Annotated in this window: 12 protein-coding genes; 7 read left to right on the top strand and 5 right to left on the bottom strand. The window is 48.7% G+C overall.

Annotated elements, in window-relative coordinates:
- The first annotated feature begins 57 nt into the window (after positions 1–57).
- On the top strand, positions 58–1,431 hold the full coding sequence (locus tag LEUMU_RS26730; RefSeq protein WP_022953710.1) for an ABC1 kinase family protein: 1,374 nt from the start codon (positions 58–60) through the stop codon (positions 1,429–1,431).
- On the opposite strand, the gene LEUMU_RS26725 is transcribed toward LEUMU_RS26730, so the two are convergent.
- A complete protein-coding gene (locus LEUMU_RS26725) occupies positions 1,383–2,153 on the bottom strand; it encodes a tryptophan-rich sensory protein (RefSeq protein ID WP_022953709.1) in 771 nt (256 codons plus the stop codon). The genes LEUMU_RS26730 and LEUMU_RS26725 overlap by 49 nt on opposite strands.
- A gap of 93 nt (positions 2,154–2,246) precedes the next feature.
- Between LEUMU_RS26725 and LEUMU_RS0118070 the strand changes: the two genes are divergently transcribed.
- Positions 2,247–3,101, top strand: a complete 855-nt coding sequence (locus LEUMU_RS0118070; protein WP_022953708.1) for a PA4780 family RIO1-like protein kinase — start codon at positions 2,247–2,249, stop codon at positions 3,099–3,101.
- 53 nt (positions 3,102–3,154) lie between these two features.
- On the opposite strand, the gene LEUMU_RS0118065 is transcribed toward LEUMU_RS0118070, so the two are convergent.
- Together LEUMU_RS0118065 and LEUMU_RS0118060 are read right to left on the bottom strand one after the other, a co-directional pair.
- On the bottom strand, positions 3,155–4,162 hold the full coding sequence (locus LEUMU_RS0118065) for an NAD-dependent epimerase (RefSeq protein ID WP_022953707.1): 1,008 nt from the start codon (positions 4,160–4,162) through the stop codon (positions 3,155–3,157).
- Complete coding sequence (locus LEUMU_RS0118060; RefSeq protein ID WP_051156145.1) at positions 4,159–5,157, bottom strand: glycosyltransferase family 2 protein; 999 nt, start codon at positions 5,155–5,157, stop codon at positions 4,159–4,161. The genes LEUMU_RS0118065 and LEUMU_RS0118060 overlap by 4 nt, the downstream gene beginning before the upstream one ends.
- Positions 5,158–5,200: 43 nt before the next feature.
- Between LEUMU_RS0118060 and LEUMU_RS0118055 the strand changes: the two genes are divergently transcribed.
- Positions 5,201–6,130 carry a lysylphosphatidylglycerol synthase transmembrane domain-containing protein gene (locus tag LEUMU_RS0118055; protein WP_022953705.1) on the top strand — a complete coding sequence of 310 codons (930 nt, stop codon included), beginning with the start codon at positions 5,201–5,203 and terminating at the stop codon, positions 6,128–6,130.
- Here LEUMU_RS0118055 and LEUMU_RS28250 read toward each other — a convergent pair.
- Both LEUMU_RS28250 and LEUMU_RS0118045 read right to left on the bottom strand, forming a co-directional pair.
- Positions 6,127–7,200, bottom strand: a complete 1,074-nt coding sequence (locus LEUMU_RS28250) for a phosphatase PAP2 family protein (protein ID WP_022953704.1) — start codon at positions 7,198–7,200, stop codon at positions 6,127–6,129. The genes LEUMU_RS0118055 and LEUMU_RS28250 overlap by 4 nt on opposite strands.
- A complete protein-coding gene (locus LEUMU_RS0118045) occupies positions 7,197–8,669 on the bottom strand; it encodes an ArnT family glycosyltransferase (protein ID WP_022953703.1) in 1,473 nt (490 codons plus the stop codon). Before LEUMU_RS0118045 ends, LEUMU_RS28250 begins: the two co-directional genes overlap by 4 nt.
- 387 nt (positions 8,670–9,056) lie before the next feature.
- On the opposite strand from LEUMU_RS0118045, the gene LEUMU_RS0118035 reads away from it, so the two are divergent.
- The 4 genes from LEUMU_RS0118035 to LEUMU_RS0118020 all read left to right on the top strand — a co-directional run bounded on the left by LEUMU_RS0118035 (position 9,057) and on the right by LEUMU_RS0118020 (position 13,813).
- Positions 9,057–10,613: an ABC transporter ATP-binding protein gene (locus LEUMU_RS0118035; RefSeq protein WP_022953701.1), complete on the top strand. Its 1,557-nt coding sequence runs from the start codon at positions 9,057–9,059 to the stop codon at positions 10,611–10,613.
- Positions 10,603–11,658 carry an ABC transporter permease gene (locus tag LEUMU_RS0118030; RefSeq protein ID WP_022953700.1) on the top strand — a complete coding sequence of 352 codons (1,056 nt, stop codon included), beginning with the start codon at positions 10,603–10,605 and terminating at the stop codon, positions 11,656–11,658. The genes LEUMU_RS0118035 and LEUMU_RS0118030 overlap by 11 nt, the downstream gene beginning before the upstream one ends.
- Positions 11,658–12,578, top strand: coding sequence for an ABC transporter permease (locus tag LEUMU_RS0118025; RefSeq protein WP_022953699.1), 921 nt, complete (start codon positions 11,658–11,660; stop codon positions 12,576–12,578). Before LEUMU_RS0118030 ends, LEUMU_RS0118025 begins: the two co-directional genes overlap by 1 nt.
- Before the next feature lie 152 nt (positions 12,579–12,730).
- Entirely contained in the window at positions 12,731–13,813 is a 1,083-nt protein-coding gene (locus LEUMU_RS0118020; RefSeq protein ID WP_022953698.1) for a BMP family ABC transporter substrate-binding protein, read from the top strand.
- The last annotated feature ends 162 nt before the right edge of the window (positions 13,814–13,975 follow it).

The following is a 13,975-nucleotide window of genomic DNA, read 5'->3' as shown; positions in this document are numbered from 1 at the left end:
GCAGCAGGCCGGATAATGCGCTTATTCTTTTACCGTTCCGAGAGGAAGGTGTACACCATGAATGAGTCTGATAAGAAACAAAACAACAGCTCAGCGGTACCCGGCGGACGTTTATCACGCCTCGCCAAACTTGGCTCTTTAGCGACCGGCGTAGCTGGTGGCATGCTTGCAGAAGGTGCCCGTCAACTCGCCAAAGGCAATCGCCCGAAAGCCAGTGAAATGCTGCTCACACCGGGCAATGCTAAGCGAGTTGCCGAACAGTTATCCCAACTACGTGGCGCCGCTATGAAAGTCGGCCAGCTAATGTCGATGGATACGGGCGATGTATTGCCGCCGGAACTCACTGAAATTCTGGGCCGCTTGCGCTCCGATGCCAAATCCATGCCACTAAGCCAGCTCGCCAAAGTGCTAGATGATAACTGGGGCAAGGGTTGGAATCTGAAATTCAAACAGTTTTCATTTGAGCCGGTTGCGGCCGCGTCGATTGGGCAAGTGCACTCCGCACACACTAAAGACGGCCGCCATCTAGCCCTAAAAGTCCAATATCCCGGTGTGCGCGAGAGTATCGATAGTGATGTCGACAATGTGGCAACGCTGCTGCGTATTTCAGGACTCATTCCCAAATCACTTGAATACAAGCCACTCTTGGAAGATGCCAAACAGCAACTGCACTGCGAAGCCGATTATGAGCAAGAAGCCAGATGGATTAAGCAATACCGTGAGTTATTAGCCGATGCGCCAGAGTTTATCCTGCCAGAGGTTTATGATGACTTCACTACGCCGAATGTACTAGCCATGTCATTTGTGACCGGCTCACCCATTGAGGCTTTGGAGCAGGGCACACAAGAAGACCGTGATCGCGCTATAAGCTTGCTGCTGGCCTTATTATTCCGTGAAATATTTGAATTCCGCTTAATTCAAACCGATCCAAACTTCGCCAATTATCAATATGATAGCGAAACCAAGAAACTGATTTTGTTGGATTTTGGTGCGACCCGTGAATATCCCGCCGCAATTGCCGATGCCTATTATCAAATGATGCAGGCAGGCTCCGTGGGTGATCGTGATGCCATGCAGGATGCAGCAGAAAAGATTGGCTTTTTTAAGGCAGAGATTAAAGCCGAACAGCGTGAGGCGGTGATTGACCTATTTCAGCAAGCCTGCGAGCCACTGAGCGTGGATGGCGTGTATGACTTTGGAAGCTCAAAGCTGGCACAACGCATTAAAGATGCAGGAATGGCGCTAAGTATGGAGCAGGAGTATTGGCACACACCGCCTGCTGATGCCTTATTTTTGCATCGTAAGCTAGGCGGTCTGTACTTGTTGGCTGCGCGGATTAAAGCGCGAGTGAATGTGCGCGAGTTATTTTTAGCAACTCAACATCACTCCGTTGGAGGTACGGGCGAAAACATCACAGCCCGGATGCCCTGATACGCCACTAAGATAATGACCATCGCAGCTAACATGCCAGCGGCACCGGACACTTCCGGCGTCGCGACCTGCTTCACCATAATGCCATAAGCTGCCCAAGCGGTGACCAAGCCAAAGGCGATATCGCTACGGCGGGTAACCACTACAGCGGTCACTACGCCAGCCAGTGCCAGCTTCAGCAAGGTCCAGCTGAGATTATCCAAGCCGTAGTTTTCCCAGCCCATCGCCACTTGTAGCACGCTCAAATTGGCAATACTGGCGACCACAATCCATGCGACATACAAACTAAATGGCACATTCACAAATAACCAACGGCCAAAAGTAGCAGGCTCGTAGGATAAATTTCGGTAAATGAGCACTAAAAAGCCCAAAATAGCGAACATGATTAGCAAGGACAGCCACAAAAAGTTAAAATGCCATGCGAAAATCCAAGCGATGTTGGCTGCGCAACTCAACATAAACAACTTGCTGACTCTTGAGAGTAACTCACTACGTCGCTGACCGGGCAACGCCTGATAAATGACATAGCCTAACAAGCCAAGGTAGATGACACCCCAAATTGAGAACGTGAACGACTCAGGGGTAAATAATGATGGGTACTTGTCGGAAACGTCTTTTGGAGTCATGCCATTGAGTGGCAGATAGTTTGATAAGAAATTAATGATGATGACGAATATAAATGCTATGACCGCGCCGCTACGCTCGGCAAGTGTTCTTTCCATGTCGTGAACTGCTCCTTAAATAAACCGGCATCCACCGGTAATGTTTATCAACGCTGTATTCCATCATACACATAAATAGGGTAAAAAGACGCGATGAAAATACCAAAACGCATACAGCCTCTAGTCGAAGATGGCCTAGTTGATGAAGTCTTAAGCCGATTGATGAGCGGTAAAGAAGCCGACGTTTATGTGGTACGCACCGGCGATGAATTACGCTGTGCAAAAGTGTATAAAGATACTGCAAAACGTAGCTTTAAAAAGGCCGCCCAGTACACGGAAGGACGCAAAGTTCGCAATAGCCGACGCGCCCGCGCGATGGAAAAAGGCTCCAAATTTGGCCGTAAAGAACAAGAGCAAACCTGGCAAAATGCCGAAGTCGATGCGCTGTATTTATTGGCAGAAGCGGGCGTGCGTGTTCCAGAACCCTATGGTTGTTTGGATGGGGTTTTGTTGATGGAATTGATTACCGATGCAGCTGGTGATGTTGCCCCGCGCCTTGGCGATGTGACCATGACCGATGAGGAAGCGATTGGCCATCACGCCTTTGTGATGCAGGATATTGTACGCATGCTCTGCGCAGGCTTGGTACATGGTGACTTATCTGAATTTAACGTGCTACTGGATGAGTACGGCCCGGTCATTATCGATCTACCACAAGCGGTAAACGCCTCTGCGAATAACAATGCAAAAGCCATGCTAGAGCGTGACGTGGATAATATGACGCAATACTTTGGTCAGTTTTCACCGGACTTGCTGGAGACGAACTTCGGCAAAGAGATCTGGGCGCTGTATGAAGACGGTAAACTGAGGCCAGATACCGTGCTAACAGGCGAGTTTGAGGAAAACAACGAAGCGGCCGATGTGGACTCCGTGATGGAGCAGATCAAAGCTGCCTTTGATGAGGAACAAGCGCGTCTGGAGCGTATACGTGAGGCTGCCGAGGAGTAAATACTCTGCGGCAGGTATTTTATTCAGAGCAATACGCCCTGAATACATAAACCTTAGCTGTAGTAGCCGCGATACCACTGCATAAATTGCTCAATACCTTCTTCAATTTCGGTATCCGGTTTGAAGCCAAAATCCTGCATCAACGGGTCAATATCGGCATAAGTCAGTGGCACATCACCGGCTTGCATTGGCAGTAAATTCTCAACCGCTTTTTTACCGCAACTGGTTTCTAAAGCTGTGATAAAACGTCGCAGTTTAATCGGCTGATTATTACCAATGTTGTACACTTTGAATGGCGCTTTAGCCGTCGTAATCTCGCTGACTTGAGGCTCAGGTGGACGGTCAATTACTCTGACAACGCCCTCCACAATGTCATCGATATACGTGAAGTCGCGGATCATATCGCCGTGGTTGTACACGTCGATCGGCTGGTCAGCCAAAATCGCCTTGGTGAACTTAAAGTACGCCATATCCGGGCGTCCCCATGGGCCATAGACCGTAAAGAAGCGCAAACCCGTCACCGGAATATCAAACAAATGGCTGTAAGAGTGCGCCATCAGTTCATTGGACTTTTTAGTCGCCGCATACAGGCTGATTGGGTAGTCCACCGGATCACCTGTACTAAACGGTTGCTTGGTATTCATGCCATACACCGAACTTGAAGAGGCATAAACCAAGTGCTTAATTTTGCTATTACGGCAACCTTCAAGGATATTGGCAAAGCCGACTAAGTTAGCATCGACATACGCAGCAGGGTTATCAATCGAGTAACGAACCCCCGCTTGCGCTGCTAAATTCACTACCGCATCAAACTGGTTGTCTGCAAATAAACCAGCAATTTGCTCGCGATCAGCCAAATCCATTACCTGAAAGCGATATTCCCGCTGTAATTCATGCGCTTCGACAAACAGCTCCAGATCCTGCAGGCGATCTTGCTTAAGTGACGGGTCGTAATAATCATTTAGATTATCAATACCCATAACCTGATCACCACGCTTGAGTAGCGCTTTAACCAAATGGAAGCCGATAAACCCGGCCGAACCTGTCACTAATATTTTCATTTTTCTGTCTCGCTTTTAAACCAGCCCCGAGGCATATCATCAGCTTCTTTGCGGGTTTCATAAGAACGTTTGCTGGAGGACTCAAAGTAGATACGCGTGAGTAGCTCACTGAGCAAACCGGTGGTTAGGAACTGCACCGAGCCAATCATCAACAATACGGCGATCATCAGTAATGGGCGCCCGCCAATGTCATTACCCAGTACCAGCTTATCAAAGCCCAGCCACATAAATAGCAGAGTGCCGAGTGCTCCAACGAACAAACCGATGCTTCCGAAGAAGTGACCAGGGCGCGTGCGGTACTTCATAAAGAACCAGACGAATAATAAATCCAGCACCACGCGGAAAGTGCGAGAAATACCGTATTTGGATTCGCCGCTATTACGTTCGCGATGATTGACGACGATTTCGCCGATTCGCTTCGGTGCAACAGACATCACGACCCAAGCCGGAATAAAGCGGTGCATTTCGCCGTATAGACGAACATTTTTCATGGCCGATGCGCGGTACACTTTCAGGCTGCAGCCGTAGTCGTGAAGGTCTACACCGGTGACTTTTCGAATCAGTTTATTGGCAATGCGCGACGGAATTTTGCGCATGATCAGGGTATCTTTGCGGTTCTTGCGCCAGCCCTGTAGTAAATCCAGATCGCGGGCTAGCAGGTCATCAATCATGGCGGGGATATCAGCGGGGTCATTCTGTAAATCACCATCCAACGTGACTAACAAACTACCTTGAGCGGCATCAATACCAGCTTGCATTGCAGCGGTCTGGCCGTAATTACGCTGCAGCTCAACCACGTGTACATGTGGGCCAGCTTTCTCAGCGCATTCACGCATGATGTCGAGAGTGCTGTCGGTACTGCCATCATCAACAATCAATAGCTCCCACGGCAAGTCGTAATTGGCCAAAGCTGCTTCGACCGCATCAATTAACGGCTTAACATTGCCTTCTTCGTTGTACAGCGGTGCGATAATACTTACACTGTTCTTATGCAATGTTTTTGCCCCCAAAAAAATAAATAGCTCATTATATCCCTATATGCTTAAAGCTGATACAACTAAAAAGTTACTCTCCCTGCTGGTTTTAGTAGCATTTATTTTGGGAGTCCAGTGGTTCTGGGGATGGGGCGAAATACTGCGTCCTTGGACACAATTATCATGGCCGGCCATTCTACTGGCGGCCTGTCTTATTATTGTGTCTTATCAGTTACGTACCTTGCGTATTTATGACTACTTTTTGCAAGATATCCGAGGTAGATGGTGGCTCTGTGTGAAGTTGGTGTTAATCCATAATATCTTAAATAACATCATGCCAATGCGCAGTGGCGAAGTCAGTTTTCCACTCCTCATGAAGCGCTATTTCGCCATTGATTACAGCCGCTCCCTGCCCGCCTTATTGTGGTTTCGCCTGCTGGATTTGCACACTATTTTGGCGCTTGGGATGTTATCACTGGTGCCGGATGGGTTTTCGATATGGCTATCTGCCTTAGTATTAATTGGCTGGCTGGCGATGCCGGTGGCAGTCTATATTTTACGGAATTTTCTACTGGGTAAACTGGGCAATTCCGAGGATGAAAAAGGCTGGAAAAGGTTGGCCAAAAAAGGGCTGAGCGGCCTACCTGACTCCCACTGGCGCTTCATTAGTTGCTGGGCGCTGACGTGGATGAATTGGGTGCTGAAGTTACTGGTACTGGTTTGGATTTTGGGCCAGTTTATTGCGCTGGATTTTATGAGCAGACTATCCGGCGCGATCGCGGGCGAGCTAACCAGCGTGCTGCCATTTCACGCGCCAGGTGGCGTAGGGACTTATGAAGTCGGCATTGCCGCCGCCTTGCTGCCGCACACCACAGCCGAACTGGCGACACCGGCAGCTATCAATTTGCATCTGTTTATTCTAAGCGTATCAGTGATTGGTGGGATTATTGGTTACCTAATCCCTAAAGGTAACGTTGCACCCGAGAAGGTTTAGTTAACCACTGAAATCAGCTGAATGCGTTTTAACGCCTCAGCTGGTGCCTGAATAGTGAGTTTACCTTCAACTTCCGTCAGCAGGCCTTTTTCATCGACACTGAGCTCTAAAGTATCGCCAGTTTCCTGTTGATTGAATACCAATTTGCTACCCGGCAAACCAAAGCCTTTCATATAAAAATCGGCTTGTAGCTCACTACCCGCATCAGATGCTTTCATTTCAACTTCTAAGTGCCCTGCATTTACTGTAATCACTTGATAAGACTGATAGGGGATTTGGTAGCTCTGGCTAATTTTCACAGGCCAGTTAAATAATCCAAATGAGAACACTGCAAAGGCAATCGCGCTGTAGAAAAAGCCCGCTTTTCGCGAGAAAGCGGTGACCTCAGGCTCTTTATCCAACTTGGCCTCATAGAGCTTGTACAAACCCGCACACACCAAAAACGGAATAAACATCGACCAGATAACATCCGATAAAAAATGCCCTCCGGCAGCCATTCTAGCTGCGCCCAATAAGCCCCCCATAATCAGGGAAACGACAATGGCTAACTTTGCTAATGTTTGATGCTTTTTACGCCAGATAAAGAAGAACGCAATCAAGGCAAAGCCAACTGAACTATGGCCAGATGGAAATGATTTACCATTACCCGCTGCATTATATTGTGCTGGCGGAACGTATTGCTCAGCGCCGCCAAAGTTCTGAACCTGCTCAGGCCTTGGCCGCCCCCAGTGATCTTTAAAGACGGCATTGACCAGTAAGCCCGGCCCAATTACAAAGCACAAAAGTACAAAGACTGCTTGAATCCGATAGCCATTCCACGCCGCTTTAAGGCCTGACAGGAAAATAACTAAAATCGAACCCACGGCAATCGTAATGCTTATCACCGGCCCCATCTGATACATAAACGACCACAGTGGGGAGTCACCCTCATACCAAGGATTGGCCGCTTCAGGGTGATAAAATCGAGCTGCCGCCTGCAAATCCAGATCAGTCACCCAAAATACGGTAGTGACCAGTAACATCACCACAAGACTCAGTAATAGCCCGCGTTTTGATAACAATAAACTCATTTTGAATAGCCTTTAAAGTCAGTTAGCAAATACACGTAGTAGCGAAGCTGGTACTTAGGGTAAATATCCGCTTCCAGCACACCTAATGACTTAGCCGAGCCAAAAGTACTGCGCATGGCATCACTCAACTCACCTTTACTCACGAACAAAAACTGGGTCTCGCTTAAGGCTTCAAGGCGGTCGTTGATATCGTAATGATGGCGAATATGGCCACTGTCATTCCAGGTTGAAACCTTCAGCGGCCGTGCCTGATAAGCCAAATGCGACAAAATGGTTCGATCACCCGAACCCAGTAAGATGGCTTCAGGGTATTGCTGGCGAATTACCGAGAACTGCTGACCAATCTCCGGCCAGCCTCGCAGGCGTTTATAAATATCGTTGCGACTGGTTTTCTCAATACCTAAGACATCAACAATCGGATTGAAATAATACACACCAGCGGCCATTACCAAGTTCAAACTCAACGCCGCACTCAACCATTTAGGGTGCTTAAAATTCACCAGCCAAACCGCAACGGCAATACTAGCCGACACAAAGGCCGGAGCTGCCCAGTTCGCATTAGCACGCCCAAACAAAGCCTGTAATGAAATAATCACCACAAATGTCCAGGCAAATGTCAGTAATAGTTTTTTATGAGCAAACTGCGTTCTGAGCGTTACATAGATCAGCAGGGCAAAGCTAATAATGCCAAACACACCGAACTGACCGCCGATAAACCCGCCAAACTCATCCCAACGAAAGAGTTTCTGATTACCTTCGGAGATTTCATAGGTGTGCTGGAAGGTAATGAAATCGTTATAATAATTCCAAATCAGATTTGGCAGCCAGATCAGAAATGCCAGTATGCCAGCACTCCACAAGCGACCATTTAGAAACACTCGCCATTGCCCACTAATCACGAAATAAATCAGCGCCGAGATCACAAATACACCCATAGTGTATTTGGTTTGCATACCTAAGCCACCAGCAATACCCAGCAGTACCCACCAAGTCCACTCATTGCTTTCCAGTGCGCGAATCAAGGCATACAGCCCCAGCGCCCAGAAGAAAAAGAAAGCCACATCAGTGGAAATCACTAAGGAGGAAATACTGACGGCAGGCATCAACATAAACAGCATGGCGCTAACTAAACCAACTCGTGAGGAGTATAGCCGCTGCCCAATCAGATAGATCAGCAAGCTAGTCAGCGGGTAGCAGATAATGCTAGCCAAGCGCACCGCCACTTCGCCATCACCAAATACTCCAGTGGTCGCCGCAATCAGTAACGACACCACAGGCGGCTTGGAATAATAGCCAAAATCTAAATGATTTGCCCAATACCAATACTGTGCCTCATCAATATACAGGCTGACATCCATTCCCGCCAATACACTAAAGCGCCACAACGTGGTGATTGCTAAAAAGCCCAATAACAGCCAAATATCGCGTGAGTTATGATGATTTTGCAGCGACTTCTGTTGTTCATTCATGAAGAATTCTCATTGTCTCAGACCTGCTGAAACCTGATTTATAGAGTGATAACAGCCCAAATAAAGCCTTGTTGCGGCATTAGTTATAACGAACATAGCAAATACCAGAACAGGTTGACGAAAATACTGACTGATATCAATAAGGCTAAAATTGCGGCTATATTAGCGTATCTACCGTCGAAGTTTTTAGATAATTTCATCGCCAACTTCTGCCTTAAACATGCTCAAAGGTAGTGCAAAGGCGCGCCAAACGGCATTCTTGCGCACCAATATAAGCCAAATAAAACTCACCTTCAGAAAGCATTGGGAAATTAAATAATTCATGCAATAATCATTTTTGCGCGACTCCATTCATCACTGTGATCCCTATCTTCATAAAGTGAGCCTATGACTGAACCGACTGCTGCCACCCTGCTAACACTCACTGGTATGACCCGTACCTTTCCCGGCGTAATTGCTAATCAAAACGTGAACCTGTCCATTGCGACCGGCGAAATCCACGCTTTGCTGGGCGAAAATGGCGCGGGAAAATCCACGCTAGTCAAAATGATCTACGGCATTCTGGCCCCCGACTCCGGTGATATTCAATGGGAAGGCAAATCGGTCAGCATTCTAAATCCTGCCTTTGCGCGTGAGCTTGGCGTAGCGATGGTGTTTCAACACTTCTCCTTATTTGATTCGCTTTCAGTGTTAGAAAATATTGCACTAGGCATGGATAAGCGCGTTGATCTTACCGAGCTTAAAGCCCGTATTAGCGATATTTCAAGCCGCTATGGCTTGCCACTTGATCCGGAGCGCCATGTCTACACGCTATCGGTCGGTGAGCGTCAACGCATTGAAATCATTCGCTGTTTGCTGCAAAACCCAAAGCTTCTGATTATGGATGAGCCAACTTCGGTACTCACGCCACAGGAGGTTTCACGCTTATTTGAAACCCTTAAGCGCTTATCCGAAGAAGGCTTAGCCATTCTGTATATCAGCCACAAGCTGGATGAAATTAAAGCCTTATGCCATCGCGCCACCGTGCTGCGGAATGGCGAAGGCGTTGCCAGCGTGAGCGTGAGTGACGAAAGCGCTCAATCACTAGCCGCCCTGATGATGGGCGAAGCGCTGGAGTCCATGACGCCGCGCAGTGGTAATCAAGCGGGCGATGTGCGCTTAGCGGTAAGTAAACTCAGCCTGCAAGCTGCCGATGAGTTCGGCATTCCACTATTAGATATTGACCTGAGTGTGCATTGCGGCGAAGTCGTCGGCATTGCGGGCGTTGCCGGAAATGGGCAGGATGAATTACTGCTCGCCTTAAGTGGTGAGTCGCTAAGCCGCCAACAAGATAGCCTGAAAATTGATGGCACACCTTGCGGCCAGCTTGGCCCTAACCAACGCCGTGCTTTAGGTGTAGCTGCCATCCCAGAGCAGCGTTTGGGTCATGGCGCAGTCCCCGAAATGAGCTTGGTTGATAACAGTTTTCTAACGGCCTTTCGACGCCTGAAGCTAATCGGTAATGGCTTTATTAAAAAAGCCGCTACCCGCAATTTTGCAGAAAAAATCATCACCGATTTCAATGTAAAAACCAATGGCAGTGGCGCAGTGGCTTCCAGCTTATCTGGTGGTAATCTTCAAAAATTTATTGTGGGACGGGAAATTTTACAAAACCCCGGCCTGCTAATCGTGTCACAACCGACTTGGGGAGTGGATGCGGGCGCGGCCCAAACCATTCACAAAGCCTTACGCGAGTTGGCGAATAATGGTGCAGCGGTATTGGTTATTTCACAGGATTTGGATGAGTTAATGGCAACCACAGATCGCATTGGTGCAATTTGTGCCGGCCGCGTTTCAGAAATTTACAATACTGACTCTGTCACTATCGAAGACGTTGGCCTGCTAATGGCCGGCACTAAACTTGAGCGAACCAGTTCACCGGCGGAGGTTGCCCATGCTGTTTAAGCTTAGCAAACGCCCTGAGCCATCGCGCCAGATGGTTTTAGTATCGCCACTGTTGGCGCTTGCACTCACTTTAGTCTTTGGTGTTTTCCTGTTTTTGATTATGGGCGTGTCGCCATCCGAGGCGCTGTATGCCTTTTTTGTTGAGCCACTGACCACAACCTATGGTTGGGCGGAGTTAGCGGTTAAGGCGACGCCACTGGTGCTGATTGCCGTCACCCTATCGATTGGTTTTCGGGCGGGTGTCTGGAATATCGGCGCAGAAGGCCAACTCACTTTAGGTGGCATCTGCGGCGGTGCGGTCGCGCTCTGGTTTTACGAGGTCGATTCAGTCTGGGTGATCCCGTTGATGGTGATCGCCGGTATTCTTGGCGGCATGCTATGGGGCGCCATTCCAGCCTTCCTGCGCACTCGCTTTAATGCCAATGAAATCCTCACCAGCCTCATGCTGACCTATGTCGCAGGCTTTTTACTGAGCTTATTAGTGCATGGCGCAATGCGCGACCCGGACGGCTACAACTTCCCGGAATCACGCTTATTTAGCGATTCGGCGATTCTCCCGATTATCTTGGAGGGCACCCGCTTACACTTGGGCTGGATTTTTGCACTGGCTGCCGTGGTTGCCGCATGGTTGATGATCTCCCGCACCTTAATCGGCTTTGAAGTTAAAGTACTCGGCCAAGCCCCAGCAGCGGGTCGTTACGCAGGCTTTAGCCAAAAGAATATCATCTGGTTTAGCTTATTACTGAGCGGTGGCGCTGCCGGTTTAGCAGGGATGATCGAAGTCTCCGGCCCCATTGGGCAGGTGCTGCCGAGCATTTCACCGGGCTATGGCTTTACAGCCATTATTGTGGCATTTGTAGGGCGCTTGCATCCTTTTGGCGTACTACTGGCAGGCTTATTGCTAGCATTATCCTACCTAGGTGGCGAATCGGCACAGATTAGTTTGAATCTCCCACTAGCCGTTACTGGAGTATTTCAGGGAATGCTGTTGTTCTTCCTGCTAGGTTGCGATGTCTTAATTCATTATCGGGTGGTGCGTAAATAATGGACATATTAATTCCAATCCTTCTGACCATTATTACGGCGGCCACACCGCTACTTTACGCGGCATTAGGTGAGCTAATCACCGAGAAGTCAGGCGTGTTAAACCTCGGTGTGGAAGGCATGATCTTAGTGGGTGCCGTCTGCGGCTTCTCAGTCGTGCATTATTCCGGCAGCGCTACACTTGGCGTAATTGCGGGCGCTGGCGCAGGTGCTTTGCTATCGCTAATGTTTGCAGCGCTAGTGCTTGGCTTTCAAGCCAGCCAAGTTGCAACCGGTTTAGCGCTAACCATCTTCGGCGTCGGCTTAAGTGCGCTGATTGGTCAGGATATGGTCGGTGTTGCCTACGATGGCTTGCCTAAGTTGGTCATCCCTTATTTATCGGATATTCCAGTGCTTGGTACCCTGTTATTTCAGCAGGATATTCTGGTTTACGGCTCCATCCTGATGGTCTTTTTAGTCTGGTGGTTCCTCAAATACAGCCGCGCAGGACTCATTTTACGCGCGGTTGGCGACTCACACGACGCAGCTCATGCTATCGGTTATCCAGTCATTCGCATTCGCCTGCTCGCCATTCTATTTGGCGGTGCGATGTCAGGGATTGCAGGGGCTTATCTGTCGCTGGCTTACTCACCGATGTGGATTGAGAATATGAGTGCAGGCCGTGGTTGGATTGCACTGGCGCTGGTAGTGTTTGCCACTTGGCGACCAGGGCGTGTGCTACTGGGTGCCTATCTATTTGGCGGTATCTCAATCCTACAGCTACATGCGCAAGCAATCGGTATTGCCATTCCATCACAGGTGATGTCGATGCTGCCATACTTGGCAACCATTGTGGTATTGGTCGTGATTTCCCGCGATCAAAACAAGATTAAACTGAACTCGCCAGCCTGTATTGGCAAGCCGTTCCACCCAACTTCATAAGCAGCTGCAGATTTTACTAGCCTGTGCCGCAACGTTATACATTCCCCGAAAACAATTTTTGGGGAATATTAAGATACATGTAATACTTATTTTTGGCGTTATCAAAAATATCATGTCACCGCTTTATCCCAAATTCCAAGGAGAAAACCAGGATGATCAAAAAGCATACTATGAAGCAAGCCTTAAGCACCGTGCTGCTGTCTGCCGGACTCGCATTCGCCGCAAACTCAGCCAGTGCTGATGATTTCAAAATAGGCTTCGTTTATGTTGGCCCAACCGGCGACCATGGCTGGACTTACCGCCACGATGAAGGCCGTAAAGTACTGGAAGCAATGGACGGTGTAACCACTACCTTTGTTGAAAGCGTTGCCGAAGGTGCGGATTCCGAGCGTGTTATCCGCAAACTGGCCAGCACTGGCAGTGACATGATTTTCACCACCTCATTCGGTTATATGAACCCGACTCTGAAAGTGGCTAAAGCATTCCCTAAAGTAAAATTTGAGCACGCAACTGGCTACAAGCGCTCAAAGAATGTCGGCACGTATTCCGGCCGTTTTTATGAAGGTCGTGCGGTACTCGGTAATATGGCTGGTCACATGACTAAGTCTAACATCGTAGGCTACATTGCGTCTGTGCCCATTCCTGAAGTCGTTCGTGGTATCAATGCATTCACCATTGCCATGCGCAAAGTAAACCCAAAAGCTGAAGTGAAAGTGATCTGGGTAAACTCTTGGTACGATCCTGGTAAAGAAGGCGATGCGGCTAAGGCATTGATCGATCAGGGCGCAGACATTATCACTCAGCACACGGACTCTCCTGCACCGCTACAGGTTGCTGAGAAGCGTGGCGTGTTTGGTTTTGGCCAAGCGTCTGACATGTCTAAATTTGCACCTAAGTCACAGCTGACCGCGATCATTGATAACTGGGCACCGTATTACACGGCTCGCGTTAAAGCGGCAATGGATGGCACTTGGGAGTCAGATGACACTTGGGATGGCATTAAAGCCGGTATGGTTGAAGTCGCACCTTACAGCGACTTGGTTCCTGACGATGTAAAAGCCTCAGCCGATGCGGTTAAAAATGCAATCGTCGAAGGCACGCTGCACCCATTTGCAGGCCCAATCAAAAACCAGGCTGGCGAAGTCGTGGTTAAAGAAGGCGAAACCATTAGTGATGGTGATTTATTAGGCATGGACTGGTACGTCGAAGGCGTTCAGGGCTCTCTGCCAAAATAAACAAACACCTGCTACACTAAGCTAAACCCATAAGCAGATCCCCTTAATTGGAGATCTGCTTATTTTTTTTGGATGCAGTTACTGACTATTGATAGTACCAGCCGAGGTTTAACAACAGTCTTCAGTTGTCCGGCCGTTTCTTTACTTGTACAGTGAAATTAT

The organism is Leucothrix mucor DSM 2157, assembly GCF_000419525.1.
In the GTDB taxonomy this organism is placed as follows: domain Bacteria; phylum Pseudomonadota; class Gammaproteobacteria; order Thiotrichales; family Thiotrichaceae; genus Leucothrix; species Leucothrix mucor.
Note: the sequence above shows the minus strand (reverse complement) of the source record. Positions and strands in the feature narration are given on the sequence as shown.